This is a genomic window from Spiroplasma endosymbiont of Zeiraphera isertana (genome assembly GCF_964030805.1).
In the GTDB taxonomy this organism is placed as follows: Bacteria; Bacillota_I; Bacilli_A; order Mycoplasmatales; family VBWQ01; genus Spiroplasma_E.
In genome coordinates, this window is record NZ_OZ034965.1 from 2,081,437 (window position 1) to 2,106,857 (window position 25,421).

Annotated in this window: 35 protein-coding genes, 9 tRNA genes, 1 other RNA gene and 3 pseudogenes; 18 read left to right on the forward strand and 30 right to left on the reverse strand. The window is 23.9% G+C overall.

The features are described from left to right. Nucleotides 1-200: 200 nt before the first annotated feature. A complete protein-coding gene (locus AAHM78_RS14470; RefSeq protein ID WP_342253670.1) occupies nucleotides 201-377 on the forward strand; it encodes a hypothetical protein in 177 nt (58 codons plus the stop codon). A gap of 78 nt (nucleotides 378-455) precedes the next feature. Here AAHM78_RS14470 and AAHM78_RS14475 read toward each other — a convergent pair. Beyond that, nucleotides 456-1,355 (reverse strand): annotated as a pseudogene (locus tag AAHM78_RS14475) (IS30 family transposase); the annotation flags it as partial. Nucleotides 1,356-1,426: 71 nt separating this feature from the next. Between AAHM78_RS14475 and AAHM78_RS14480 the strand changes: the two are divergent. The 6 genes from AAHM78_RS14480 to AAHM78_RS14505 all read left to right on the forward strand — a co-directional run bounded on the left by AAHM78_RS14480 (nucleotide 1,427) and on the right by AAHM78_RS14505 (nucleotide 4,288). Further along, on the forward strand, nucleotides 1,427-1,864 hold the full coding sequence (locus tag AAHM78_RS14480; protein ID WP_342253671.1) for an IS1/IS1595 family N-terminal zinc-binding domain-containing protein: 438 nt from the start codon (nucleotides 1,427-1,429) through the stop codon (nucleotides 1,862-1,864). Between the two features lie 67 nt (nucleotides 1,865-1,931). Further along, nucleotides 1,932-2,324, forward strand: coding sequence for a transposase family protein (locus tag AAHM78_RS14485; RefSeq protein WP_342252835.1), 393 nt, complete (start codon nucleotides 1,932-1,934; stop codon nucleotides 2,322-2,324). Between the two features lie 59 nt (nucleotides 2,325-2,383). Next, a complete protein-coding gene (locus tag AAHM78_RS14490) occupies nucleotides 2,384-2,749 on the forward strand; it encodes a transposase family protein (RefSeq protein ID WP_342254958.1) in 366 nt (121 codons plus the stop codon). 2 nt (nucleotides 2,750-2,751) lie between these two features. Then, nucleotides 2,752-3,456, forward strand: a complete 705-nt coding sequence (locus AAHM78_RS14495; RefSeq protein ID WP_342253672.1) for an IS1595 family transposase — start codon at nucleotides 2,752-2,754, stop codon at nucleotides 3,454-3,456. 173 nt (nucleotides 3,457-3,629) lie between these two features. Beyond that, nucleotides 3,630-3,863, forward strand: a complete 234-nt coding sequence (locus tag AAHM78_RS14500) for a transposase family protein (RefSeq protein WP_342253542.1) — start codon at nucleotides 3,630-3,632, stop codon at nucleotides 3,861-3,863. 59 nt (nucleotides 3,864-3,922) lie between these two features. After that, nucleotides 3,923-4,288, forward strand: a complete 366-nt coding sequence (locus AAHM78_RS14505; protein WP_342254958.1) for a transposase family protein — start codon at nucleotides 3,923-3,925, stop codon at nucleotides 4,286-4,288. A 257-nt stretch (nucleotides 4,289-4,545) separates the two neighbouring features. Here AAHM78_RS14505 and AAHM78_RS14510 read toward each other — a convergent pair whose 3' ends face one another. The 4 genes from AAHM78_RS14510 to AAHM78_RS14525 all read right to left on the reverse strand — a co-directional run bounded on the left by AAHM78_RS14510 (nucleotide 4,546) and on the right by AAHM78_RS14525 (nucleotide 7,898). Next, complete coding sequence (locus tag AAHM78_RS14510) at nucleotides 4,546-6,171, reverse strand: hypothetical protein (RefSeq protein ID WP_342253673.1); 1,626 nt, start codon at nucleotides 6,169-6,171, stop codon at nucleotides 4,546-4,548. 22 nt (nucleotides 6,172-6,193) lie between these two features. After that, on the reverse strand, nucleotides 6,194-6,805 hold the full coding sequence (locus tag AAHM78_RS14515) for a hypothetical protein (protein ID WP_252319175.1): 612 nt from the start codon (nucleotides 6,803-6,805) through the stop codon (nucleotides 6,194-6,196). Between the two features lie 275 nt (nucleotides 6,806-7,080). Next, entirely contained in the window at nucleotides 7,081-7,455 is a 375-nt protein-coding gene (locus tag AAHM78_RS14520) for a transposase family protein (RefSeq protein ID WP_342255202.1), read from the reverse strand. 50 nt (nucleotides 7,456-7,505) lie between these two features. Further along, nucleotides 7,506-7,898, reverse strand: a complete 393-nt coding sequence (locus tag AAHM78_RS14525) for a transposase family protein (protein WP_342253674.1) — start codon at nucleotides 7,896-7,898, stop codon at nucleotides 7,506-7,508. Between the two features lie 68 nt (nucleotides 7,899-7,966). Here AAHM78_RS14525 and AAHM78_RS14530 point away from each other — a divergent pair. Continuing rightward, nucleotides 7,967-8,821: pseudogene (locus AAHM78_RS14530) on the forward strand (IS30 family transposase); the annotation flags it as partial. Nucleotides 8,822-9,216: 395 nt separating this feature from the next. On the opposite strand, the gene AAHM78_RS14535 reads toward AAHM78_RS14530, so the two are convergent. From AAHM78_RS14535 to AAHM78_RS14585, 11 genes are all read right to left on the reverse strand, one after another. Continuing rightward, nucleotides 9,217-9,292: transfer RNA gene (locus AAHM78_RS14535), tRNA-Asp, on the reverse strand. A 1-nt stretch (nucleotide 9,293) separates the two neighbouring features. Further along, nucleotides 9,294-9,368 (reverse strand) — tRNA-Met (locus AAHM78_RS14540). A gap of 21 nt (nucleotides 9,369-9,389) precedes the next feature. After that, a tRNA-Ser gene (locus AAHM78_RS14545) sits at nucleotides 9,390-9,479 on the reverse strand. Nucleotides 9,480-9,492: 13 nt separating this feature from the next. Then, nucleotides 9,493-9,569 (reverse strand) — tRNA-Ile (locus tag AAHM78_RS14550). 7 nt (nucleotides 9,570-9,576) lie between these two features. Further along, nucleotides 9,577-9,653: transfer RNA gene (locus AAHM78_RS14555), tRNA-Met, on the reverse strand. 32 nt (nucleotides 9,654-9,685) lie between these two features. Continuing rightward, a tRNA-Ala gene (locus AAHM78_RS14560) sits at nucleotides 9,686-9,761 on the reverse strand. 11 nt (nucleotides 9,762-9,772) lie between these two features. After that, nucleotides 9,773-9,849, reverse strand: a tRNA-Pro gene (locus AAHM78_RS14565). A 1-nt stretch (nucleotide 9,850) separates the two neighbouring features. Then, nucleotides 9,851-9,927: transfer RNA gene (locus AAHM78_RS14570), tRNA-Arg, on the reverse strand. A 107-nt stretch (nucleotides 9,928-10,034) separates the two neighbouring features. Beyond that, a tRNA-Cys gene (locus AAHM78_RS14575) sits at nucleotides 10,035-10,110 on the reverse strand. Between the two features lie 197 nt (nucleotides 10,111-10,307). Beyond that, nucleotides 10,308-10,723: a transfer-messenger RNA gene (ssrA, locus tag AAHM78_RS14580) on the reverse strand. Between the two features lie 96 nt (nucleotides 10,724-10,819). Beyond that, nucleotides 10,820-11,113 carry a BspA family leucine-rich repeat surface protein gene (locus AAHM78_RS14585; RefSeq protein ID WP_342253676.1) on the reverse strand — a complete coding sequence of 98 codons (294 nt, stop codon included), beginning with the start codon at nucleotides 11,111-11,113 and terminating at the stop codon, nucleotides 10,820-10,822. A gap of 117 nt (nucleotides 11,114-11,230) precedes the next feature. Between AAHM78_RS14585 and AAHM78_RS14590 the strand changes: the two genes are divergently transcribed. Continuing rightward, nucleotides 11,231-12,007, forward strand: coding sequence for an IS1/IS1595 family N-terminal zinc-binding domain-containing protein (locus AAHM78_RS14590; protein WP_342253677.1), 777 nt, complete (start codon nucleotides 11,231-11,233; stop codon nucleotides 12,005-12,007). A gap of 218 nt (nucleotides 12,008-12,225) precedes the next feature. Here the strand turns inward: AAHM78_RS14590 and AAHM78_RS14595 are convergent, their stop codons facing one another. The 3 genes and pseudogenes from AAHM78_RS14595 to AAHM78_RS14605 form a co-directional block, all read right to left on the reverse strand. Continuing rightward, the gene (locus tag AAHM78_RS14595; RefSeq protein ID WP_342253678.1) at nucleotides 12,226-12,456 is read right to left on the reverse strand and encodes a BspA family leucine-rich repeat surface protein; all 231 of its coding nucleotides are present in this window, start codon (nucleotides 12,454-12,456) and stop codon (nucleotides 12,226-12,228) included. A 224-nt stretch (nucleotides 12,457-12,680) separates the two neighbouring features. Next, nucleotides 12,681-12,818, reverse strand: a complete 138-nt coding sequence (locus tag AAHM78_RS14600) for an MspA/MspB/MIB-like signal-anchor domain-contatining protein (RefSeq protein ID WP_342253679.1) — start codon at nucleotides 12,816-12,818, stop codon at nucleotides 12,681-12,683. 97 nt (nucleotides 12,819-12,915) lie between these two features. Beyond that, nucleotides 12,916-13,074, reverse strand: a pseudogene (locus tag AAHM78_RS14605) (transposase); the annotation flags it as partial. A gap of 86 nt (nucleotides 13,075-13,160) precedes the next feature. Here AAHM78_RS14605 and AAHM78_RS14610 point away from each other — a divergent pair. Then, on the forward strand, nucleotides 13,161-14,105 hold the full coding sequence (locus AAHM78_RS14610) for an IS30 family transposase (RefSeq protein ID WP_342253680.1): 945 nt from the start codon (nucleotides 13,161-13,163) through the stop codon (nucleotides 14,103-14,105). Here AAHM78_RS14610 and AAHM78_RS14615 read toward each other — a convergent pair. From AAHM78_RS14615 to AAHM78_RS14625, 3 genes are all read right to left on the reverse strand, one after another. Then, on the reverse strand, nucleotides 14,097-14,354 hold the full coding sequence (locus tag AAHM78_RS14615) for a hypothetical protein (RefSeq protein WP_342255203.1): 258 nt from the start codon (nucleotides 14,352-14,354) through the stop codon (nucleotides 14,097-14,099). The two genes, AAHM78_RS14610 and AAHM78_RS14615, sit on opposite strands and share 9 nt — an antisense overlap. Before the next feature lie 50 nt (nucleotides 14,355-14,404). Beyond that, on the reverse strand, nucleotides 14,405-14,797 hold the full coding sequence (locus AAHM78_RS14620) for a transposase family protein (RefSeq protein WP_342253681.1): 393 nt from the start codon (nucleotides 14,795-14,797) through the stop codon (nucleotides 14,405-14,407). Between the two features lie 76 nt (nucleotides 14,798-14,873). Further along, on the reverse strand, nucleotides 14,874-15,458 hold the full coding sequence (locus AAHM78_RS14625; protein WP_342253682.1) for a hypothetical protein: 585 nt from the start codon (nucleotides 15,456-15,458) through the stop codon (nucleotides 14,874-14,876). A gap of 92 nt (nucleotides 15,459-15,550) precedes the next feature. On the opposite strand from AAHM78_RS14625, the gene AAHM78_RS14630 reads away from it, so the two are divergent. Beyond that, on the forward strand, nucleotides 15,551-15,943 hold the full coding sequence (locus AAHM78_RS14630; protein WP_342253683.1) for a transposase family protein: 393 nt from the start codon (nucleotides 15,551-15,553) through the stop codon (nucleotides 15,941-15,943). 59 nt (nucleotides 15,944-16,002) lie between these two features. Continuing rightward, entirely contained in the window at nucleotides 16,003-16,368 is a 366-nt protein-coding gene (locus AAHM78_RS14635) for a transposase family protein (protein WP_342255204.1), read from the forward strand. Between the two features lie 371 nt (nucleotides 16,369-16,739). Here AAHM78_RS14635 and AAHM78_RS14640 read toward each other — a convergent pair whose 3' ends face one another. Then, nucleotides 16,740-17,444 (reverse strand): IS1595 family transposase, encoded by a 705-nt coding sequence (locus tag AAHM78_RS14640; protein WP_342253580.1) that lies wholly within the window; start codon nucleotides 17,442-17,444, stop codon nucleotides 16,740-16,742. A gap of 128 nt (nucleotides 17,445-17,572) precedes the next feature. Here AAHM78_RS14640 and AAHM78_RS14645 point away from each other — a divergent pair, with 128 nt between their 5' ends. The 4 genes from AAHM78_RS14645 (at nucleotide 17,573) to AAHM78_RS17270 (ending at nucleotide 19,271) form a co-directional block, all read left to right on the forward strand. Next, nucleotides 17,573-17,911: a transposase family protein gene (locus AAHM78_RS14645; RefSeq protein ID WP_342253684.1), complete on the forward strand. Its 339-nt coding sequence runs from the start codon at nucleotides 17,573-17,575 to the stop codon at nucleotides 17,909-17,911. A gap of 118 nt (nucleotides 17,912-18,029) precedes the next feature. Next, nucleotides 18,030-18,746: an IS1595 family transposase gene (locus tag AAHM78_RS14650; protein WP_342253685.1), complete on the forward strand. Its 717-nt coding sequence runs from the start codon at nucleotides 18,030-18,032 to the stop codon at nucleotides 18,744-18,746. 159 nt (nucleotides 18,747-18,905) lie between these two features. Next, complete coding sequence (locus AAHM78_RS14655; RefSeq protein WP_342255026.1) at nucleotides 18,906-19,112, forward strand: hypothetical protein; 207 nt, start codon at nucleotides 18,906-18,908, stop codon at nucleotides 19,110-19,112. A 12-nt stretch (nucleotides 19,113-19,124) separates the two neighbouring features. Beyond that, the gene (locus tag AAHM78_RS17270; protein ID WP_425289775.1) at nucleotides 19,125-19,271 is read left to right on the forward strand and encodes a transposase; all 147 of its coding nucleotides are present in this window, start codon (nucleotides 19,125-19,127) and stop codon (nucleotides 19,269-19,271) included. On the opposite strand, the gene AAHM78_RS14660 is transcribed toward AAHM78_RS17270, so the two are convergent. The 4 genes from AAHM78_RS14660 to AAHM78_RS14675 form a co-directional block, all read right to left on the reverse strand. After that, the gene (locus tag AAHM78_RS14660; protein ID WP_342253686.1) at nucleotides 19,263-19,622 is read right to left on the reverse strand and encodes a hypothetical protein; all 360 of its coding nucleotides are present in this window, start codon (nucleotides 19,620-19,622) and stop codon (nucleotides 19,263-19,265) included. The two genes, AAHM78_RS17270 and AAHM78_RS14660, sit on opposite strands and share 9 nt — an antisense overlap. A gap of 124 nt (nucleotides 19,623-19,746) precedes the next feature. Beyond that, entirely contained in the window at nucleotides 19,747-20,109 is a 363-nt protein-coding gene (locus AAHM78_RS14665) for a transposase family protein (RefSeq protein WP_342255205.1), read from the reverse strand. Nucleotides 20,110-20,159: 50 nt separating this feature from the next. Further along, on the reverse strand, nucleotides 20,160-20,552 hold the full coding sequence (locus AAHM78_RS14670) for a transposase family protein (RefSeq protein ID WP_342253189.1): 393 nt from the start codon (nucleotides 20,550-20,552) through the stop codon (nucleotides 20,160-20,162). A gap of 67 nt (nucleotides 20,553-20,619) precedes the next feature. Beyond that, nucleotides 20,620-20,892, reverse strand: coding sequence for an IS1/IS1595 family N-terminal zinc-binding domain-containing protein (locus AAHM78_RS14675; RefSeq protein WP_342252841.1), 273 nt, complete (start codon nucleotides 20,890-20,892; stop codon nucleotides 20,620-20,622). A 65-nt stretch (nucleotides 20,893-20,957) separates the two neighbouring features. On the opposite strand from AAHM78_RS14675, the gene AAHM78_RS14680 reads away from it, so the two are divergent. After that, entirely contained in the window at nucleotides 20,958-21,290 is a 333-nt protein-coding gene (locus tag AAHM78_RS14680) for a hypothetical protein (RefSeq protein ID WP_342253687.1), read from the forward strand. 150 nt (nucleotides 21,291-21,440) lie between these two features. Here the strand turns inward: AAHM78_RS14680 and smpB are convergent, their stop codons facing one another. Further along, complete coding sequence (gene smpB, locus AAHM78_RS14685; RefSeq protein WP_342253688.1) at nucleotides 21,441-21,929, reverse strand: SsrA-binding protein; 489 nt, start codon at nucleotides 21,927-21,929, stop codon at nucleotides 21,441-21,443. A gap of 219 nt (nucleotides 21,930-22,148) precedes the next feature. Between smpB and AAHM78_RS14690 the strand changes: the two genes are divergently transcribed. After that, nucleotides 22,149-22,541: a hypothetical protein gene (locus tag AAHM78_RS14690; protein ID WP_252320718.1), complete on the forward strand. Its 393-nt coding sequence runs from the start codon at nucleotides 22,149-22,151 to the stop codon at nucleotides 22,539-22,541. Here the strand turns inward: AAHM78_RS14690 and AAHM78_RS14695 are convergent, their stop codons facing one another. Together AAHM78_RS14695 and rnr are read right to left on the reverse strand one after the other, a co-directional pair. After that, nucleotides 22,542-23,156, reverse strand: a complete 615-nt coding sequence (locus tag AAHM78_RS14695; protein WP_342253689.1) for a hypothetical protein — start codon at nucleotides 23,154-23,156, stop codon at nucleotides 22,542-22,544. Next, nucleotides 23,129-25,405 carry a ribonuclease R gene (rnr, locus tag AAHM78_RS14700; protein WP_342253690.1) on the reverse strand — a complete coding sequence of 759 codons (2,277 nt, stop codon included), beginning with the start codon at nucleotides 25,403-25,405 and terminating at the stop codon, nucleotides 23,129-23,131. Before rnr ends, AAHM78_RS14695 begins: the two co-directional genes overlap by 28 nt. Between the last annotated feature and the right edge of the window lie 16 nt (nucleotides 25,406-25,421).

A 25,421-nucleotide genomic window follows, 5' to 3' on the forward strand; every position in this document is an offset into this window, starting at 1 on the left:
CTTATTAAATCTAACCATTAACTTTATACGCCCCTAATTGTGAAGGTGCTGAAAAATGCAGATGAAAAAAAACCTTTTAAGATTTGCATTGAAACACATTTTTACTGAGTGCTGTCTATTTACGGATTCTCGGAAGGGATATGTAAGTTTCAAAAAACTTCTATCCCAAACATGAAATCGTAAATCATGAAGTTGGGTATGTGTCACCAACAGGTGTAAACACAAACCAGATTGAATCAGCATGAAAGCACATCCGACGAACTTTCCGAACACACATAAGAGTTTCAAAGCACAATATTCATTTATATGCAAAAGAATCAGCATATAAATTCAATAACATACCTAGTTTTGAAACTGTAATTTTGTGTTTGATTTAAATACATGCAGGGATAATTTCCTAGGTAGGCTTTTATCTCCATTTATGCCTGAGTTGTAAATATAAATGGGACAGTTTTTTAAAATAATTGTATTAAATCTATTGGTCTTTTATAAGAGAGCGATTTTCTGGGTGTAGAATTAATTTGAAATGCTATAAAATTTAAATCTTTTTGTTTATATGAAGATAGATCTGTAGATTTTGGTAAATATCTTCTTAAAATACCATTATTATTTTCATTTAAACCCCTTTGGCAAGGTTTACCAGGATCTGCAAAATAAATTTTGACATTACAAATTTTTTCGATTAATCTTCATTTACTAAATTCTTTACCACGATCAAAAGTAATGGTTTTAACTGTTCCTTTTTGTAACTTTGAAATAAATTTTATTATACTTTTCGTAATATTTTCTGATTTATGATTTTTAGTTACTAAAGGAATTGTGGTTTTTGATCATATATCAGCCAAAGTAATAATAGAACTTTTATGATCTTTGCCAATGATAGTATCACCTTCTAAATGACCAAATTCTTGTATATTTTTAATATTAGGAATGATTAAATTTCTTTCATGAATAGACTTACAATTATTAATTTTGCCCCTAGTTTCTTTTTGTTTGTGAGATTTATTTTTGCCTTTTCTCAATAAGTTATTTTCATCAAAACCCATTCGATTTGTTTTAAACATGTTATATAAAGTTTTTGTTGAAATACTTTTTATTTTATTTTCCTTTAAAAAGTTAGCAATTATATCAAGAGCATACTTTTTAGTAATTAACAAATGATTAATACTATTAATTTCTGTTAAAGTTAAAATTATTAATTTTCTGCCTGCGTTTTGTTTATTTTTTTGAAATTGATTCAATATTTCTAATGGCAATAAGTTTTTATTTAATAATCTACAAACTCTATGTACAGTTGATTTACTATAATCAACAATTTTTGCTATTTTACGAATCGAAAATCCATAATTTTTATATTAGACTTGGTGCAAAACCTTTAATTTTAACAATTTAACGATTATTATTAATATTAAAGGTGATAGTTATTATGTTGAAAAAATATAAAGATGATCAAGAATTTTATAGTTTAGTCGGCATAAAGCCACAAACATTTTATAAAATGCTTGAAATTTTTTTAATTTTCACAAAAAATCTTGATATTACTTTTAATTTAAAATTAAAAGTAATATTTTTATATCGGGGGTGATTTTTTGTGACTAATAATGAATTAATTGATGTTTTAAAAAACAAAAAAGATGAAGAATTTATAAAAATTATTAGACATTTTAAAAATAGAATTAAACAAATTGAGAAAAAAGAAAAATTAGATGCAATTGATAAAAAAATTAAAGAAAAAGGAATTCAATGTCCAAATTGTAAATCTTATTGATGTGTAAAAAATGGTTTTAATAATAATAAGCAAAAATATTTATGCAAAGATTGTAAAAGTAGCTTTGATGCTTTAAGAAATCATTTTTTACATTAGACTTGGTGCAAAACCTTTAATTTTAACAATTTAACGATTATTATTAATATTAAAGGTGATAGTTATTATGTTGAAAAAATATAAAGATGATCAAGAATTTTATAGTTTAGTCGGCATAAAGCCACAAACATTTTATAAAATGCTTGAAATTTTAAAAATTGCTGAGTCTAAACAAAAATATTATGGTGGTAGAAAAAATAAAATTGTAATTGAAGAGCGTTTATTAATGACTTTAGAATATTGAAAAGACTATAGTAGTTATAGAGTTATTGCAAAAAGATATAATATTAGTCATACTAGTTGCATTCGTAATATTTTTTGAATTGAAAATATTTTAATAAAAAGCGGAATTTTTAATTTACCCGGAAAAAAAGATTTAACAAAAAATAAAGGTACTAATAATAATTTGTTAGCTATTGACGCTACTGAAACTCCAATTGAAAGAATTAAAAAAAACTAAAATTACTTTTTTCAGGTAAAAAGAAACATCATTCTCTCAAATCCCAAATAATTATTGATATTTCCAATGGAAAAATTATTTCAACTGCTTTTTGTTTTGGAAGCATTCATGATTTTAAATTGCTTCTAAAATCTAAAACTTTTATTCATCCAGAAAAACAAGTTTTTGTTGATTCAGGTTATCAAGGTATACAAAATATTCATAAAAATACATTTTTGCCATTTAAAAAAAGTAAATACAATCAATTAACACCAATTCAAAAAGAATACAATAAAACTTTAAGTAAAATTAGAATTAAAATTGAACACGTATTTGCTAAACTAAAACGTTTTAAAATTTTAAGTTTAAAATATCGCAATAAAATACGAAGATTTGCATTAAGATTTAATTTAATAGCAGGAATATATAATTTTGAATTACCTTAGTTTTGCACCAAGTCTATTGAAGTCATTTATCTCATGAACAATGAGATTGAATAATTTGATTGTCATTGTTAGGTCAATCTGCTTATACTATTTCTCAATTTGCTAAAATTTCAAAAACATCAGCATGATTTAATCGTCAAAAATTTATGAAATCATCACAATTAGCAAAAACACAAAAACCATTCACAAAATTAAAAGGTAGAATTGAAATTGATGAAACTTTTATCAAAGAAATTCATAAAGGAAATTTCAAAAATCCAGATGATCCAAGAAAAAAATGAATTGAAGAAAATGCTAAAGATTTAAACTGTTGTATTGAAATGGCAATTGATGAAAATAAAAATATTTATGCTCAAACAACAAATACTAAAAGATTAACAAAAAAATGAGTACAAGAAAATTTAACATCTAATCTTATCGAAGAAAAATCAATTATAGTTTGTGATATGCAAATACTATATGATACAGTAGCTAAACAAACAAAATGTACTCTCAAGAAATTTAAATCAAAAGAAAATAAAGAATTAAATTATAAAAATTTAAGTAATATCAGTAAAATACAATCAAGTTTAAAAGAATTTATTACTCATTATCATGGCATTGGATTTACCAATATTCAAAATTACCTCAATTTATGAAAATTTAAATACCAACATTATAAAATATCACCTTATGCAAAATCTGAAGCATTATATTTCAGTTTGTAAAAAAAATAAATCCCAAAATTAAATAAAATCAAATTTTAGGCCAGGTTGATGATTTTTTTTATTTCATCAAGAGTTTTTTTGAAAATTAAAATGAAATTTTAAAAATTGCTGAGTCTAAACAAAAATATTATGGTGGTAGAAAAAATAAAATTGTAATTGAAGAGCGTTTATTAATGACTTTAGAATATTGAAAAGACTATAGTAGTTATAGAGTTATTGCAAAAAGATATAATATTAGTCATACTAGTTGCATTCGTAATATTTTTTGAATTGAAAATATTTTAATAAAAAGCGGAATTTTTAATTTACCTGGAAAAAAAGATTTAACAAAAAATAAAGGTACTAATAATAATTTGTTAGCTATTGATGCTACTGAAACTCCAATTGAAAGAATTAAAAAAAACTAAAATTACTTTTTTCAGGTAAAAAGAAACATCATTCTCTCAAATCCCAAATAATTATTGATATTTCCAATGGAAAAATTATTTCAACTGCTTTTTGTTTTGGAAGCATTCATGATTTTAAATTGCTTCTAAAATCTAAAACTTTTATTCATCCAGAAAAACAAGTTTTTGTTGATTCAGGTTATCAAGGTATACAAAATATTCATAAAAATACATTTTTGCCATTTAAAAAAAGTAAATACAATCAATTAACACCAATTCAAAAAGAATACAATAAAACTTTAAGTAAAATTAGAATTAAAATTGAACACGTATTTGCTAAACTAAAACGTTTTAAAATTTTAAGTTTAAAATATCGCAATAAAATACGAAGATTTGCATTAAGATTTAATTTAATAGCAGGAATATATAATTTTGAATTACCTTAGTTTTGCACCAAGTCTAATATCATTTATAATTTTCCTTTCAAAATAAAAGCCCATTTGCTTTTATCTCAACAAACAATGGGTTAAAAACTACTATATTATTTATATTTTTTATACACAAGAATAGTAACAAATTTATATTAATTTTACAATTAATAACCTATATAATTAAAACTATTTTATATAATTAGTATGAATATTAAATTATAGTTATCAAAATTTAACCCATTTTCATAAAATCAATACTTATTTTTAAGTATTTAAATTCACTTTACTTTAAAAGTAAAATTAAAACTATGGGGCTTAGGAACATAGTAACTGCTTATCAAATCTTTTCCAATATGAAATCTAATTTTTTTAATATCATTAGTCTTAATAATATCAGTTGCCTTTAATGATAAGTTATTACCATCAATATCTAAAAAAGTAAAAGCACTTAACTCATTAATTTGCACCTTTAAAGCTTTAACAAAATATCCTTTAAAAGTAGCAAGTGATTTAATAACAAGATTTCAATTAATATTTGGATCAACCGTCGAATCAGGATAATCTAATAAGAAAAAAGTAGAATTATTTTTTGCAAATTGATACATTTCTTGTCAATATTTATTTTCTAAAAAAGTTTCTAAATTACCAATATTAATATAATCATTAACATTAATATTTTCAATACTATTATTTATTGAATTTGAAAAGCCAAAATAATAACTCAATTCCTTATATTTAAAATGATTACCACTATTATCACTAGTCAATAATACATGTGTAGGACTATATTTTATTAATGATTCATCACTATCTACTGCTTCTTGTAACATACTAAAAGGAACAAAATCAATAGTATTAACTTTAAGATAATCAATAACCTTTTCAATACTTGTTGGTTTTAAATCAATGAAATCATAAACAACATTTGGATTAGAAACATATGTTATATAAAAAGGTTTTAATGGAAAATTTGAAGAATATGAATAAAGATTAACATATTCTTTGGAACTATTCACAGCATTACCAACATAATTTAATTCGGGATTATGAACTAATTCGAAATATGGTTTAATAGTAGCTACATCATTAAAATCAATATCTGCTAAAGGAATTGTTGATATTATTGGATAAAGATGAGTATCACTAGCAAATTCTTCTTTATAATCATTAATAAATTTATTAATTTCATCTTCGATTGTTTTATAAATAATAGTATTATCAATTTTATCCGCATAATAAAAATTAGTTGGTAAATAACCATGTGTTCATTGCTCTTGCAAATAATCACTACCATTTGGAAATTTTCCCGAAACATGTTTACTAAATTTTCCTTCAAATTGATTAAACATCATAAATTTTTCATAAAATTTAGCAGTATTTTTAATTAATGCAATTACTGGTATTTTAAATTCAATAAATGAAGATTGTAACTTTAATTTTAAATCAAATTTAGTAACACCATCAGTTTGAATTAAACTCTTATCTAATTCATCATTACTATTGGGTTTATAAAAAGTGAAATCATAATTAGTAATATTAGTTGGAAAAAAACTATCTCATCAAGATTCTTTTATTAATAAATCAAAAACTTGTTTTTTTGATTCTTCTTCAAAAAACGGCAAACGTAAATTTTTATTACTACTATCAATTGGAACATCATTCATATCAACAATAATTGATTCTTCTGGAATATTTTGTTTAAAATCACCAATATTAAAAGCACTCTGCATAGCAAGAGCAATAAAAAAAGTGCTAATTGCTAAACCAATTATCATAATTAAAGAAATAGTTATTGTCAGAAAAGTTTTTTTTACTTTTACTGGTTCTACTTTACCAGTAACGTATTTAGTAATATTATTTAGTTTTCTTCAATCATCATTATCTTTATTTTTAGCCATATATTATTCACCTAAATTTCCATTATCTAAAACTTAATTCATACATTTTAATAATACTTTTAATTAAATATTTTTTATTTTCAATAGTATTTAATCATCAATGCAAAATAGCAATTCATCATAATAAGAGTGCTATAACCGCGAAAATCAATACTGTGATTCGATAAGGACTGTCACTATAAGAAAACATAAAAAAACTAATACCAATAATTATTAAATTAACAATAGAACCAAATATTAAAAAAAATAAACAACTTAAACCAATACCTCTAATAGTTTTAGATAAAAAAACGGGTAAAACCATAATTAAAATTATAAAAGCAAATAAAACAGTAACTAACATTGCTACTACTTTTAATATTGCACTTTGAAAAACTGGTGCTGATGGTATACCAGGAAGATTAGCAACCAATTGACCAAAACCAATGCCATTAAAAAAAATCAAGCCAATTCAAAAAATTTGAATAGTTAAAATAAATATTCGTGAAAAACCATCACCAAGACTAGTAAAGTAAACTCTTGTTAAATTTAAATCTAATAATGAAGGTAAAGGAGTTTCCTTTAATTTCTTTAACTCTTTTTGACCAATAAGATTACTTGTAGTTAAAAATTGTTTATCTAATGATTTATCCATATCTTTCACCCATCCTATAAAATAATTATAATGCATTTTATTTAAAAACTATATAGTTAACTTATATCCGAATTTTAAATACTTTAATTGTAAAATTAAAAAGGACACTTATATAAAAATTAAATTGTGTTAGTTCTATAATTAAGAAAAGAAAGGAATTAGCGCAATGTATAAGTATCTGAGTATTGAATCAATAATAGCAATAAAATAATATAAAAATTATGGATTTTCGATTCGTAAAATAGCAAAAATTGTTGATTAGACTTGGTGCAAAACTAAGGTAATTCCAAATTATATATTCCTGCTATTAAATTAAATCTTAATGCAAATATTCGTATTTTATTGCGATATTTTAAACTTAAAATTTTAAAACGTTTTAGTTTAGCAAATACGTGTTCAATTTTAATTCTAATTTTACTTAAAGTTTTATTGTATTCTTTTTGAATTGGTGTTAATTGATTGTATTTACTTTTTTTAAATGGCAAAAATGTATTTTCATAAATATTTTGTATACCTTGATAACCTGAATCAACAAAAACTTGTTTTTCTGGATGAATAAAAGTTTTAGATTTTAGAAGCAATTTAAAATCATGAATGCTTCCAAAACAAAAAGCAGTTGAAATAATTTTTCCATTGGAAATATCAATAATTATTTGGGATTTGAGAGAATGATGTTTCTTTTTACCTGAAAAAATTAATTTTAGTTTTTTTTAATTCTTTCAATTGGAGTTTCAGTAGCATCAATAGCTAAAAAATTATTATTAGTACCTTTATTTTTTGTTAAATCTTTTTTTCCAGGTAAATTAAAAATTCCGCTTTTTATTAAAATATTTTCAATTCAAAAAATATTACGAATGCAACTAGTATGACTAATATTATATCTTTTTGCAATAACTCTATAACTACTATAGTCTTTTCAATATTCTAAAGTCATTAATAAACGCTCTTCAATTACAATTTTATTTTTTCTACCACCATAATATTTTTGTTTAGACTCAGCAATTTTTAAAATTTCAAACATTTTATAAAATGTTTGTGGCTTTATGCCGACTAAACTATAAAATTCTTGATCATCTTTATATTTTTTCAACATAATAACTATCACCTTTAATATTAATAATAATTGTTAAATTGTTAAAATTAAAGGTTTTGCACCAAGTCTATTATAGTAAATCAACTGTACATAGAGTTTGTAGATTATTAAATAAAAACTTATTGCCATTAGAAATATTGAATCAATTTCAAAAAAATAAACAAAATGCAGGCAGAAAATTAATAATTTTAACTTTAACAGAAATTAATAGTATTAATCATTTGTTAATTACTAAAAAGTATGCTCTTGATATAATTGCTAACTTTTTAAAGGAAAATAAAATAAAAAGTATTTCAACAAAAACTTTATATAACATGTTTAAAACAAATCGAATGGGTTTTGATGAAAATAACTTATTGAGAAAAGGCAAAAATAAATATCACAAACAAAAAGAAACTAGGGGCAAAATTAATAATTGTAAGTCTATTCATGAAAGAAATTTAATCATTCCTAATATTAAAAATATACAAGAATTTGGTCATTTAGAAGGTGATACTATCATTGGCAAAGATCATAAAAGTTCTATTATCACTTTGGCTTATATATGATCAAAAACCACAATTCCTTTAGTAACTAAAAATCATAAATCAGAAAATATTACGAAAAGTATAATAAAATTTATTTCAAAGTTACAAAAAGGAACAGTTAAAACCATTACTTTTGATCGTGGTAAAGAATTTAGTAAATGAAGATTAATCGAAAAAATTTGTAATGTCAAAATTTATTTTGCAGATCCTGGTAAACCTTGCCAAAGGGGTTTAAATGAAAATAATAATGGTATTTTAAGAAGATATTTACCAAAATCTACAGATCTATCTTCATATAAACAAAAAGATTTAAATTTTATAGCATTTCAAATTAATTCTACACCCAGAAAATCGTTCTCTTATAAAAGACCAATAGATTTAATACAATTATTTTAAAAAACTGTCCCATTTATATTTACAACTCAGGTTTTTTAAAATTGGTTCATTGATACCATTTTCTAATGTTAATACATTATTCACTGGTATCAATGTCTCAACATTATTGCTACTTACGATACTTGAAGATGAGTTATTAAAGATTAATAAATTATTTATCATATTTTTGCTCCTTTTTAAAAATTAAAAACTATTATTAAAATAATAGCTAAATTTAAATAAAATTATATTTATTATTTAAACTATACGTGTATTTTAATATTTTTAATTTACTTAATCAATCAAAAACTTTCTTCCATAATGAATAAAATAATTATTCATTATACCAATAAAAAAAAGAGTAAGACCTTTTACTTACTCTCTAAATTAATACTGCTTATGTTTTATTTTCTAAATGGCGGTCTTGACGGGGATCGAACCCGCGATCTCCTCCGTGACAGGGAGGCGTATTAACCACTTTACCACAAGACCGTGGTTGCGGAGACTGGATTTGAACCAATGATCTTCGGATTATGAGCCCGACGGGATACCACTTCCCCACTCCGCGATGTATAAAATTTAATAATAATGGAGGAGGCTGAGGGATTCGAACCCTCGAGCACTTGCGCACTGACAGTTTTCAAGACTGTTCCCTTCAACCGGACTTGGGTAAGCCTCCGAGTATTTAAGTATGGTGGACCCTATCGGATTCGAACCAATGCTCGCCCGGTTATGAGCCGGGAGCTTTAACCAACTAAGCTAAGGGTCCTAGACTATGGTAGCGGGGATGGGACTCAAACCCATGGCCTCTCGGGTATGAACCGAACGCTCTAATCAACTGAGCTACCTCGCCAGTTTTAGTTTAAATGTTTAACCGATATATAATGGTGGACCCTATCGGGATCGAACCGACCACCTCCTGCGTGCAAGGCAGGCGCTCTACCAAATGAGCTAAGGGCCCTTATTTAATAATGGTCGGGAAGACAGGATTCGAACCTGCGACCTCTCGGTCCCAAACCGAGCGCTCTACCAAGCTGAGCCACATCCCGATGGTGCGCCTGGCAGGACTTGAACCCACAACCTTTTGATCCGTAGTCAAACGATCTATCCAATTGATCTACAGGCGCATTTAATTACTAAAATTTATAGTAACTCATTAAATCATTAAACCTAATCAATTATAACTTATTAAAAGTAATATTTACAAGTATATTTGCAAATATTATTAATATTTTGGAGGAGCCGATCGGATTCGAACCGACGATCAAAGTTTTGCAGACTTATGCCTTAAACCACTTGGCCACGGCTCCAAATATAATTAAAAAAATTTAAAGACTTTTCAATATTACCAAGACTAGTTACTATTTGCAACTTGTTTTACAATATTATTCATAAAATATTTAAATATTTTTTTATTATTTATTTCACTAATTAAAATTTTATAAAGGTATTTATATTTAATTATTAAATTAAATAATAAAAAAAGCACAATTGTGCATTTAATTTATGGTGGAGATGGCGGGGATCGAACCCGCGTCCAAAAGTTAACTGACTAACTGTATCTACAGTTTAGTATAATTTAGAAAAATCACTATTTAATAATAAATTATACGAAATTATGAATAGCTAGTTAATGGAAATTGGAAAAAATTTATTAACATCATTTTTTCTAGTTTATCCTATGATAAGTTACTAATAATGATAAACTTGCTATTAGTAACGGTAGTATTTACTTCTTAAGTAATTAAGCAGGTAAAACTGCTTGATTTCCTAAACCAAATCCAAAGTTGTTTAACTTTGTTGTGAATCAGTTAGGTACTACGGTTTTAGTTTGTTTTCCGGTTATGAAACCTCGTAGTATTATGGTCTACCAAACCACTGCCACAATTAGTTGTTCACTCTTGTCGAAACCAGAACATCCCCGCTAATATTATACATTACTTTCTACTATAAAGCAATTTTTGGTTTTCTTAAAAATCACTAATAATTCTTTCAAACTTTCATCATAAATTATAAAATCTAAAAATTAAAATTTGGCAATTTATCAATGCTATTACTAATTCAAGAATTAATGGCAAAATTATCACGAATTATTACTTTTGAAACATTTCATTGTGATAAATTTTGATCAAACGTTATTGCACCGGCAAACATAGAATGCATAGTTATTACATTTGAAACATCTCAACCCGAAATATCTTGATTAAATTTTCTTGCACCAGCAAACATACCATGCATATCTGTCACTTTATTTACATTTCAACTTGAAATATTTTGATCAAAAGCATGTGCGTTAAAAAACATACCTCTCATAATTTTTACTTTTTCTACTCTTCAAACTGAAATATTCTTTTAATTTTCACAAAAAATCTTGATATTACTTTTAATTTAAAATTAAAAGTAATATTTTTATATCAGGGGTGATTTTTTGTGACTAATAATGAATTAATTGATGTTTTAAAAAACAAAAAAGATGAAGAATTTATAAAAATTATTAGACATTTTAAAAATAGAATTAAACAAATTGAGAAAAAAGAAAAATTAGATGCAATTGATAAAAAATTTAAAGAAAAAGGAATTCAATGTCCAAATTGTAAATCTTATTGATGTGTAAAAAATGGTTTTAAGAATAATAAGCAAAAATATTTATGCAAAGATTGTAAAAGTAGCTTTGATGCTTTAAGAAATCATTTTTTACATTGAAGTCATTTATCTCATGAACAATGAGATTGAATAATTTGATTTTCATTGTTAGGTCAATCTGCTTATACTATTTCTCAATTTGCTAAAATTTCAAAAACATCAGCATGATTTAATCGTCAAAAATTTATGAAATCATCACAATTAGCAAAAACACAAAAACCATTCACAAAATTAAAAGGTAGAATTGAAATTGATGAAACTTTTATCAAAGAAATTCATAAAGGAAATTTCAAAAATCCAGATGATCCAAGAAAAAAATGAATTGAAGAAAATGCTAAAGATTTAAACTGTTGTATTGAAATGGCAATTGATGAAAATAAAAATATTTATGCTCAAACAACAAATACTAAAAGATTAACAAAAAAATGAGTACAAGAAAATTTAATATCTAAGCTTATCGAAGAAAAATCAATTATAGTTTGTGATATGCCAATACTATATGATACATTAGCTAAACAAACAAAATGTACTCTCAAGAAATTTAAATCAAAAGAAAATAAATAATTAAATTATAAAAATTTAAGTAATATCGGTAAAATACAATTAAGTTTAAAAGAATTTATTACTCATTATCATGGCATTGGATTTACCAATATTCAAAATTACCTCAATTTATGAAAATTTAAATACCAACATTATAAAATATCACCTTATGCAAAATCTGAAGCATTATATTTCAGTTTGTAAAAAAAATAAATCCCAAAATTAAATAAAATCAAATTTTAGGCCAGGTTGATGATTTTTTTTATTTCATCAAGATTTTTTGTGAAAATTAAAAAAATATTCTGATTAAATGAAGTTGCATATGCAAACATATCACTCATATCTGTAACATTTGAAACATCTCAACCCGAAATATCTTGATCAAACGATGAAGCACTTTGAAACATCTGTTTTGTACTTGTTATTTCTGATGGTAACTGATCTGGTACTTTTTGAATTATTTTTGGCATTTTAACGGCTTGAATTTCTCCAATTTTATTTTCATAAAATCCAATTTGAACAATTTCAATAGTTTTTATATCTGATAAGTCTATTTTACTAGTTGTTTGCTCTTCTCCATTACTATCAACGTAAATTGTATCTTGTTGTTGTATTATTGTATATTTATAACGATTTGATTGTCTATTTGAATTTGGTGGTTTAGGTAATAAAATCTTTGGATTAGATTGTGATTTTATTTTTTTTCTTTTTCTTCCTCGTTTTTTGCTTCTATATCAGAAGTATACAAAATACCAGCAGTGGCTCCACCAACTAAAGTAGTACCACCAACAATTGCAGTAATAATTTTATTTTTTTTACTTTTTTCAGACATAAAAAAACCTCTCTTAAATTCTTATTTTTTTTATAATGGCATGACCATATTTTATATAATTTTATGTAGTAAAGTATTTAATAGACTTGGTGCAAAACTAAGGTAATTCAAAATTATATATTCCTGCTATTAAATTAAATCTTAATGCAAATCTTCGTATTTTATTGCGATATTTTAAACTTAAAATTTTAAAACGTTTTAGTTTAGCAAATACGTGTTCAATTTTAATTCTAATTTTACTTAAAGTTTTATTGTATCTTTAATTGTAAAATTAAAAAGGACACTTATATAAAAATTAAATTGTGTTAGTTCTATAATTAAGAAAAGAAAGGAATTAGCGCAATGTATAAGTATCTGAGTATTGAATCAATAATAGCAATAAAAGAATATAAAAATTATGGATTTTCGATTCGTAAAATAGCAAAAATTGTTGATTATAGTAAATCAACTGTACATAGAGTTTGTAGATTATTAAATAAAAACTTATTGCCATTAGAAATATTGAATCAATTTCAAAAAAATAAACAAAATGCAGGCAGAAAATTAATAATTTTAACTTTAACAGAAATTAATAGTATTAATCATTTGTTAATTACTAAAAAGTATGCTCTTGATATAATTGCTAACTTTTTAAAGGAAAATAAAATAAAAAGTATTTCAACAAAAACTTTATATAACATGTTTAAAACAAATCGAATGGGTTTGGATGAAAATAACTTATTGAGAAAAGGCAAAAATAAATCTCACAAACAAAAAGAAACTAGGGGCAAAATTAATAATTGTAAGTCTATTCATGAAAGAAATTTAATCATTCCTAATATTAAAAATATACAAGAATTTGGTCATTTAGAAGGTGATACTATCATTGGCAAAGATCATAAAAGTTCTATTATTACTTTGGCTGATATATGATCAAAAACCACAATTCCTTTAGTAACTAAAAATCATAAATCAGAAAATATTACAAAAAGTATAATAAAATTTATTTCAAAGTTACAAAAAGGAACAGTTAAAACCATTACTTTTGATCGTGGTAAAGAATTTAGTAAATGAAGATTAATCGAAAAAATTTGTAATGTCAAAATTTATTTTGCAGATCCTGGTAAACCTTGCCAAAGGGGTTTAAATGAAAATAATAATGGTATTTTAAGAAGATATTTACCAAAATCTACAGATCTATCTTCATATAAACAAAAAGATTTAAATTTTATAGCATTTCAAATTAATTCTACACCCAGAAAATCGCTCTCTTATAAAAGACCAATAGATTTAATACAATTATTTTAAAAAACTGTCCCATTTATATTTACAACTCAGGTATTCTTTTTGAATTGGTGTTAATTGATTGTATTTACTTTTTTTAAATGGCAAAAATGTATTTTTATGAATATTTTGTATACCTTGATAACCCGAATCAACAAAAACTTGTTTTTCTGGATGAATAAAAGTTTTAGATTTTAGAAGCAATTTAAAATCATGAATGCTTCCAAAACAAAAAGCAGTTGAAATAATTTTTCCATTGGAAATATCAATAATTATTTGGGATTTGAGAGAATGATGTTTCTTTTTACCTGAAAAAAGTAATTTTAGTTTTTTTTAATTCTTTCAATTGGAGTTTCAGTGGCATCAATAGCTAACAAATTATTATTAGTACCTTTATTTTTTGTTAAATCTTTTTTTCCAGGTAAATTAAAAATTCCGCTTTTTATTAAAATATTTTCAATTAAAAAAATATTACGAATGCAACTAGTATGACTAATATTATATCTTTTTGCAATAACTCTACAACTACTATAGTCTTTTCAATATTCTAAAGTCATTAATAAACGCTCTTCAATTACAATTTTATTTTTTCTACCACCATAATATTTTTGTTTAGACTCAGCAATTTTTAAAATTTCAAGCATTTTATAAAATGTTTGTGGCTTTATGCCGACTAAACTATAAAATTCTTGATCATCTTTATATTTTTTCAACATAATAACTATCACCTTTAATATTAATAATAATCGTTAAATTGTTAAAATTAAAGGTTTTGCACCAAGTCTAATATACTTAAATTTTATTTCAATTGTGATTTGTTAAAACATGATGCTTTTCTGTCACTCAATAATTTGAAGAAAATAACGTAATAAATATTAAACTAATAACAGTTAATAACGCAATAATATTACCAATATAAAACATTATTTCATTATTTAAAGTAATTAAATTATAATTAATAAAACTATCGAGTAAATCAACACTACAAGTTAAAATAGCTATAAATGATGCATAAATTCCTGTAATAGGCATTAATTGTCGATAATTTCAATCTAAAACCAAACTATATATAACAAAATTGCAAATGCCAAAAGCAATATTGGATAAAATTTGTGAAATCAAAACTGCGTAAATATTAATAGTTACTAAACTAATCATAATACTTACTATATAGATTCCAAAACCAAAATATAAAGCAATATTAGCACTGAAAAAATAATATAATCATCATCCCAATAAAAAAACACCAATTACTTGTGGCAAAGTAGTAAATAAAGTTTTATAAACATGACATCTTTGATCAATATTACTTATTTTATAATTAAAAAATTGAGAATTCATTAAATAATAAATTAAATAAATAGTTAATCCAAACATAATTAAAATTATTATTTTTCATTAGACTTGGTGCAAAACCTTTAATTTTAACAATTTAACGATTATTATTAATATTAAAGGTGATAGTTATTATGTTGAAAAAATATAAAGATGATCAAGAATTTTATAGTTTAGTCGGCATAAAGCCACAAACATTTTATAAAATGCTTGAAATTTTAAAAATTGCTGAGTCTAAACAAAAATATTATGGTGGTAGAAAAAATAAAATTGTAATTGAAGAGCGTTTATTAATGACTTTAGAATATTGAAAAGACTATAGTAGTTATAGAGTTATTGCAAAAAGATCTAATATTAGTCATACTAGTTGCATTCGTAATATTTTTTGAATTGAAAATATTTTAATAAAAATCGGAATTTTTAATTTACCCGGAAAAAAAGATTTAACAAAAAATAAAGGTACTAATAATAATTTGTTAGCTATTGATGCTACTGAAACTCCAATTGAAAGAATTAAAAAAAACTAAAATTACTTTTTCCAGGTAAAAAGAAACATCATTCTCTCAAATCCCAAATAATTATTGATATTTCCAATGGAAAAATTATTTCAACTGCTTTTTGTTTTGGAAGCATTCATGATTTTAAATTGCTTCTAAAATCTACAACTTTTATTCATCCAGAAAAACAAGTTTTTGTTGATTCAGGTTATCAAGGTATACAAAATATTCATAAAAATACATTTTTGCCATTTAAAAAAAGTAAATACAATCAATTAACACCAATTCAAAAAGAATACAATAAAACTTTAAGTAAAATTAGAATTAAAATTGAACACGTATTTGCTAAACTAAAACGTTTTAAAATTTTAAGTTTAAAATATCGCAATAAAATACGAAGATTTGCATTAAGATTTAATTTAATAGCAGGAATATATAATTTTGAATTACCTTAGTTTTGCACCAAGTCTATTGAGAAAAAGTTTTAATTTTTTTTAAAACTATTTCATCATGCATACCCATATTTTTTGGATCTTCTCGCAAAAGAAAAGACATGAAAAAAGTCAAAATGAAAAAACACAAAGCAGCAATAATAAAATAACTGATTTTTGAAATTGTAATAGTTGAAATATTAAGCGTAAGCATATTAATCGGTATAATAATTAAACTTGCCAATAATCCCGGAACAATAAGTATAGTAAAAGTTAAAAAAGCATGTGATTTTACAAAATATTGTTTTAATTTTCAAAAAAACTCTTGATGAAATAAAAAAAATCATCAACCTGGCCTAAAATTTGATTTTATTTAATTTTGGGATTTATTTTTTTTACAAACTGAAATATAATGCTTCAGATTTTGCATAAGGTGATATTTTATAATGTTGGTATTTAAATTTTCATAAATTGAGGTAATTTTGAATATTGGTAAATCCAATGCCATGATAATGAGTAATAAATTCTTTTAAACTTGATTGTATTTTACTGATATTACTTAAATTTTTATAATTTAATTCTTTATTTTCTTTTGATTTAAATTTCTTGAGAGTACATTTTGTTTGTTTAGCTACTGTATCATATAGTATTTGCATATCACAAACTATAATTGATTTTTCTTCGATAAGCTTAGATGTTAAATTTTCTTGTACTCATTTTTTTGTTAATCTTTTAGTATTTGTTGTTTGAGCATAAATATTTTTATTTTCATCAATTGCCATTTCAATACAACAGTTTAAATCTTTAGCATTTTCTTCAATTCATTTTTTTCTTGGATCATCTGGATTTTTGAAATTTCCTTTATGAATTTCTTTGATAAAAGTTTCATCAATTTCAATTCTACCTTTTAATTTTGTGAATGGTTTTTGTGTTTTTGCTAATTGTGATGATTTCATAAATTTTTGACGATTAAATCATGCTGATGTTTTTGAAATTTTAGCAAATTGAGAAATAGTATAAGCAGATTGACCTAACAATGACAATCAAATTATTCAATCTCATTGTTCATGAGATAAATGACTTCAATAGACTTGGTGCAAAACCTTTAATTTTAACAATTTAACGATTATTATTAATATTAAAGGTGATAGTTATTATGTTGAAAAAATATAAAGATGATCAATAATTTTATAGTTTAGTCGGCATAAAGCCACAAACATTTTATAAAATGCTTGAAATTTTAAAAATTGCTGAGTCTAAACAAAAATATTATGGTGGTAGAAAAAATAAAATTGTAATTGAAGAGCGTTTATTAATGACTTTAGAATATTGAAAAGACTATAGTAGTTATAGAGTTATTGCAAAAAGATATAATATTAGTCATACTAGTTGCATTCGTAATATTTTTTGAATTGAAAATATTTTAATAAAAAGCGGAATTTTTAATTTACCTGGAAAAAAAGATTTAACAAAAAATAAAGGTACTAATAATAATTTGTTAGCTATTGATGCTACTGAAAATCCAATTGAAAGAATTAAAAAAGGAAATTATCCCCACATGTACTAGTGTGGAGGAAAAAATGAATGGAAATGAATTCAATAGCATATTTCAAACTGAAAACGATTGTTTGAAATATATAGCGAAGTTGAAAATAATGAAATGCATCAGATGTGCTTCTTCTAGTTTGAATACTTCTGATTTGAGAAGAATACGATGTTTGAACTGTAACCAAACATTTAGTATTCTTTATGGAACCATTTTTTATAAGTCACAAACCCAAATGACATCTTGGTTTTATCTCATCTTTAGATGAATAAACACAAAGCATGGCATACCAGCAACCGATGTTGCAAGGGAATTGAGTGTTACCTATAAAACAGCTTGAAGAATGTGTCATGAAATCAGGACTAGAATTGGAAATCAAGATGCAGGTTTCATTCTTGATGGCACAGCACAGATGGATGAAATGTATCTTTCACATTTAGGTTTTAAAAAACAAGGAAGATCCTTGTTTAATAAAACTTTGAGTGTTAGAGTTTATGAGAAAACCAGCAACAAACTAATTGTGAAGGTGCTGAAAAATGCAGATGAAAAAAACCTTTTAAGATTTGCATTGAAACACATTTTTACTGAGTGCTGTCTATTTACGGATTCTTGGAAGGGATATGTAAGTTTCAAAAACTTCTATCCCAAACATGAAATCGTAAATCATGAAGTTGGGTATGTGTCACCAACGGGTGTAAACACAAACCAGATTGAATCAGCATGAAAGCACATCCGACGAACTTTCCGAACACACATAAGAGTTTCAAAGCACAATATTCATTTATATGCAAAAGAATCAGCATATAAATTCAATAACATACCTAGTTTTGAAACTGTAATTTTGTGTTTGATTTAAATACATGCAGGGATAATTTCCTAGGTAGGCTTTTATCTCCATTTATGTGATAAAATTTAAAAATAGTACATAAAGGGATAAAAGCCTTAAAAAAAACTAAAATTACTTTTTTCAGGTAAAAAGAAACATCATTCTCTCAAATCCCAAATAATTATTGATATTTCCAATGGAAAAATTATTTCAACTGCTTTTTGTTTTGGAAGCATTCATGATTTTAAATTGCTTCTAAAATCTAAAACTTTTATTCATCCAGAAAAACAAGTTTTTGTTGATTCAGGTTATCAAGGTATACAAAATATTCATAAAAATACATTTTTGCCATTTAAAAAAAGTAAATACAATCAATTAACACCAATTCAAAAATAATACAATAAAACTTTAAGTAAAATTAGAATTAAAATTGAACACGTATTTGCTAAACTAAAACGTTTTAAAATTTTAAGTTTAAAATATCGCAATAAAATACGAAGATTTGCATTAAGATTTAATTTAATAGCAGGAATATATAATTTTGAATTACCTTAGTTTTGCACCAAGTCTATTTAAAATTTTTAAAATCATATCTAATTTTTGATTTATGTTATTATCAAATCTAATAATATTTTTTAATTTTAATTTTCCATAAGTAGTTAAACTTAAAGCATCATTTGATTTGTTTAATTGTTTTTTATTAACAAATCTTGCGCTAATTTCTTTTTCACCAATCGAACCATCACCAGTACCTTTGTATGTTTTTGTTATATCCAAATTCAATTTAGTTAAATCAATGCCATAAAAATATCATAATTTTGTACTTGATTTATTTGCATAATGTTTACCTAAATAATCAATCTTTACTTTTTCATTTTTAATATCAATACCCGTTTCTTCAAACATTTCGTTAATAACAGTTTGATAATGATTATTATTTTCTAGACCACCCGTGATAGTGTTGTATTTACTAATCTGTTTGTTGTTAAATAATGGGTTGTATTCTTTAGTTAGTAAATAATAATATTCGTTATCTTTTAAAACATAAGGTAATATTAAATCTTAATGCAAATCTTCGTATTTTATTGCGATATTTTAAACTTAAAATTTTAAAACGTTTTAGTTTAGCAAATACGTGTTCAATTTTAATTCTAATTTTACTTAAAGTTTTATTGTATTGTTTTTGAATTGGTGTTAATGGATTGTATTTACTTTTTTTAAATGGCAAAAATGTATTTTTATGAATATTTTGTATACATTGATAACCTGAATCAACAAAAACTTTTTTTTCTGGATGAATAAAAGTTTTAGATTTTAGAAGCAATTTAAAATAATGAATGCTTCCAAAACAAAAAGCAGTTGAAATAATTTTTCCATTGGAAATATCAATAATTATTTGGGATTTGAGAGAATGATGTTTCTTTTTACCTGAAAAAAGTAATTTTAGTTTTTTTTAATTCTTTCAATTGGAGTTTCAGTAGCATCAATAGCTAACAAATTATTATTAGTACCTTTATTTTTTGTTAAATATTTTTTTCCAGGTAAATTAAAAATTCCGCTTTTTATTAAAATATTTTCAATTCAAAAAATATTACGAATGCAACTAGTATGACTAATATTATATCTTTTTGCAATAACTCTATAACTACTATAGTCTTTTCAATATTCTAAAGTCATTAATAAACGCTCTTCAATTACAATTTTATTTTTTCTACCACCATAATATTTTTGTTTAGACTCAGCAATTTTTAAAATTTCAAGCATTTTATAAAATGTTTGTGGCTTTATGCCGACTAAACTATAAAATTCTTGATCATCTTTATATTTTTTCAACATAATAACTATCACCTTTAATATTAATAATAATCGTTAAATTGTTAAAATTAAAGGTTTTGCACCAAGTCTAATGTAAAAAATGATTTCTTAAAGCATCAAAGCTACTTTTACAATCTTTGCATAAATATTTTTGCTTATTATTCTTAAAACCATTTTTTACACATCAATAAGATTTACAATTTGGACATTGAATTCCTTTTTCTTTAAATTTTTTATCAATTGCATCTAATTTTTCTTTTTTCTCAATTTGTTTAATTCTATTTTTAAAATGTCTAATAATTTTTATAAATTCTTCATCTTTTTTGTTTTTTAAAACATCAATTAATTCATTATTAGTCACAAAAAATCACCCCTGATATAAAAATATTACTTTTAATTTTAAATTAAAAGTAATATCAAGATTTTTTGTGAAAATTAAAAAAATATTGTTCATTGAACATTAATTCATGAACTCCTAATGATGCAGTACTCATTCCTAACGCAATATTTAACAAAACCAAAGATCAAAAATTTGGTACAATTAAAACTAAACAACAAGTAACCAAAAGTCAACTATGCATTCATCAAATATACAACTTTCTTTTTTTAAATTTTGCAGTAAAAAAAGTAGCTGGTATAGCAAAAATAATTACAGTAAGCGAAACAATCACTGTAATACTAATTGCTTCAGTTACTAAATTAGTTAATGATAAAACTAAAAAATTATTAATAGCTTTTAAACTATTAATACCAATATAAAGAAAAAAATAATAACTAATAAATAATCATTGCCACTTATCTATCTTTTGCTTAAAAAGAAAAAATAAATAAAAACTTGTAAATAAACAAAAGATTATTAAAAAAGATAATCATATTATCATAGTGTTTTTTCCTTTCTTAATTAAATTATTATTTTTTGATTTGTCTTACTGCATCACGATTTTTAATGGTTTCTCTTTTATCATAATTTTTTTTACCACGAGCCAATGCTATTTCTAACTTTGCTCTACTTTTACTATTTAAATATATCATTGTTGGAACAACAGTTAAGTTTTTTTGCTTTTGTTCTTGTTGAATTTTTTTAATTTCACGAGCATTTAAAAGTAATTTTCTTTTTCTTAATGGATCAAGTATATAACTAGTAGTAAATTTATAAGTAGTAATGTTCATATTAATAATATAAGCTTCATTATTACTAAAAGTTACATAACTATCCTGTAAAGATACATTACCTAAACGAATTGATTTAATTTCAGAACCAGTCAAAACAATTCCCACTTCTAATTTTTCTAATAATTCATAATTAAAGTACGCTTTTTTATTTTTTGCAATTATTTTCATTGTTTCCACCATTATTTTCATAAACTTTATAATTAGATTATATAATAATAATTTCATAAATACTGAAATACTTACTTAAATTTGTTTTTTATTAAGAACATGCTATAATCTAATGAAGGTTAGATTAATCAATAGTTTTTCTAGCAATGATTAATGTAAAATTAAACATAAAATTAATATTTGTTGTATAGCGACCCAAGAAATAGATTTTATATTTGTTTTACGGGTTTTTGTTAATTTTATATATTAATAAACAACTGAAAGGAGTCTAAGGACATGGCAGGAGAGTTAAATACTAAACCAATAGCAGTAAAAAATAGTCAATTTTATCAAGGCGATTTGGGTTTTGATAAAAATAATAATGATAAAGTAATTATTTATAAGATTTTAACTGGTAAAAAACTTGAGGTTTGCAAAATTATTATTGATGAACAAAATCATATTTTAAAAATTTCTACGAAAACGGAAATTATTAATGAAGATGAATTCGAAATTTACACATTTGCTTTAGAAGCAGATACTGCTGATTTTATTTTAAAACTTATTGCTAAAAATCAAATTAATGCTGAAATTAATTATGCATTTATAAATAATATTGAAGATTCTTATAATATATCTGAATCAGACTCATTAGAAGAAAAAAAGAAAAAAATTAGGAAACTCTTTTAACTATTTATAAATTTCTTCTCAATTATAAACTGAACCATAACACAAAGCTTTAATTTTAAAATCATTGTTATTATTGATAATTTCTAAAATAGTTTGGGCAATAGAAATCCCCGAGGCAACTATATCATCAATAATAATAATGTTTTTTTTATTAAAAAATTTAATATATTTAGGTAATAAATGAATTTTATTAGTAATTTCCATTTGTCTTTCGCTAACTTTTAATTTATTTTCTCAAAATTTACGGTAGTTATCAACTTGGAAAATATTATTAATAAATAATATCTCATAATTTAATTTTTTTTTAATAATTTTAATTAATTCAATTATTACCAATTCTAAACTACTAACTGAAGTAGGTTTTTTTGGCATCATAATAAAATAATCTAAATTTTCAAACAAATTAAATTTTTGACCAACTTCAAATAAATTAGTTGCTAATCTTATTATAGTATCTTGTTCAATATTTACTTGCTTAATTAAGTTATAATCTTCATTAACTCATAATAAATCCGGATATTGTTTTAAGCCTGGCGATTTAAAATAATTATAATAATAGCATTCAATGTTAAGATTGCTTGGTTGAATTAATCTTTTTTGCCCTTGTATTTTCATTTTTTTACTCCATTTTTCTTTTCATTTTTATTTTTTTTAACTTTACCATTTAGTTTTATCTTTTTTCTATATTTAAAATTATTTGCTTTATACATTTTTGATGATTGATTATTATTATTTTTATCACGGTTTTTATTTTGCTGACCATTTTCTTCTAAAATAAAATCAATAGTTCTAGCAACTTTATTTGCACTTTTAACAAGAACACTGACCTTTTGACCAAGAGCATACTGTTTTCGTTTTCTTTCACCAAACAAAATCATTGCTTTTTCATTAAAAATATAATAATCATCAGTCATGTCTGCAATTCTAATTAAACCCTCAATTGTATTATCTAACTCAACAAATAATCCAAAGCCAGTTACACTAGAAATTATACCTTCAAATTTATGACCAATAAATTGCATCATGTATTCTGCTTTTTTCATTTGATCTACAGCTCGTTCACACTCTAATGCTTTTAATTCCATATTACTAGATTGCTCAGCAGCTCAATTAGTAAAACTTTGATATTTCTCAATTATTTTAGCATTTATTTCTCTTTTAACTATATATTGGCGCAATAAACGATGAACTATTAAATCAGGATAACGTCTAATTGGCGAAGTAAAATGTGTATAATAATCACTAGCAAGTCCAAAATGGCCAATACATTTATTAGTATACTGTGCTTTTTCCATACTTCTTAATAATAAAGTTGATAAAACTTGAAATGTTGGTAATTGTTTTAAAGAATTTAATAATAATTGTAAATCTTTTGAACTAATATTTGTGATTTTTGGATTTAGTTTAATGCCCATTAATTTCAGAATTGTAACCATTTGATGCATTTTTTTAGAACGAGGATGTTCATGAACACGATAAATAAAAGGTAATTTCATATCAAATACAGTTTTAGCAACTACTTCATTAGCTCTAATCATAAAACTTTCAATTAATTTTTCAGCGATATCACGATTTCTTAAAATAATATCAGTTACTTCTCCATTGTCATTAATAATTGTTTTTGCTTCATTAATTTCAAAATCAATTACTCCAGCATCTTGTTTAAACTTTCATAAAATTTGGTGCAATTCTTTTGCTTTTAGTAACATTTCTCAAATTTGTGGATGTTTTTTAATAAAATTTGGATTTTTACCATTATATCCATCATTTACTTCATCATAATTCATTCTTCTTGCTGATTTCATAAATGCCTGATAAATTTTATGTTTTACTGTTAAACCATTCTTATCAATCTCCATATCACAAACCATACATAAACGTTCTACTTGTTCATTTAAAGAACAAATACCATTTGATAACTGCGTTGGTAACATAGGAATAACACGATCTGCTAAGTAAACAGATGTACCGCGAGTAAATGCCTCTTCATCTAAAGGACTATTTTCTGTTACATAATGACTAACATCAGCAATAGCTACAATTAAACGATAATTACCATTAACTAGTTTAGTAACACAAATAGCATCATCAAAATCTTTAGCATCTTTACCATCAATTGTAACTAATAACTCTTTAGTCAAATCAATACGACCAATTTTATCTGATTCTAACACTGTTAATGGCACCTTATCTGTTGCTGCTAATGTTTCAACATCAAATTGTGCTTTAATGCCAATTTCATAAATAACAACTAAAATATCAACACCAGGATCATTAATATTACCCAATATTTTAGTAATAGTAACATTAAAAATATTCTGTTCAAAATTTTTAATTTTTGCAACAACAATATTATTTTCTAACGCTTTATCAGGATTTAAAATATTAACTTCATACTGTTGTAACTTTGCATTTTGAATTAATAATGTTTTTACTTTCGTATCTGCATTAACAATAACAGTACCAACAAGAAGATTAGTATCACGTTTAATAATTTTTAATACTACAGCCTCATCATTCTGATTATTAATTTTCACTAACTTACATAATACTTCATCATTATTTAACGCATTATTTATGTTTTTTATATTAACGTAATATTCTTCTTCACTATTTAATAATTTAACAAATCCAAATCCTTTTTTAGTAATTTGAATTTTGCCAATAAATAAATTATTATTTTTTAGCATATAAAATTGTTGTTCTTTATTTTCCAAAATAATTTCACTATTTTTCAATTCTTCTAAATCAGCAATAAGTTCTTGCTGTTGATGATGATTAGTAATATTAAGTTTCACTGTTAAATCAACCGTTGATAAAGGTGTAATACTATTTTGTAACTCATTAATAATCTCTTGCTTCATTTCAATCAATCCCAAC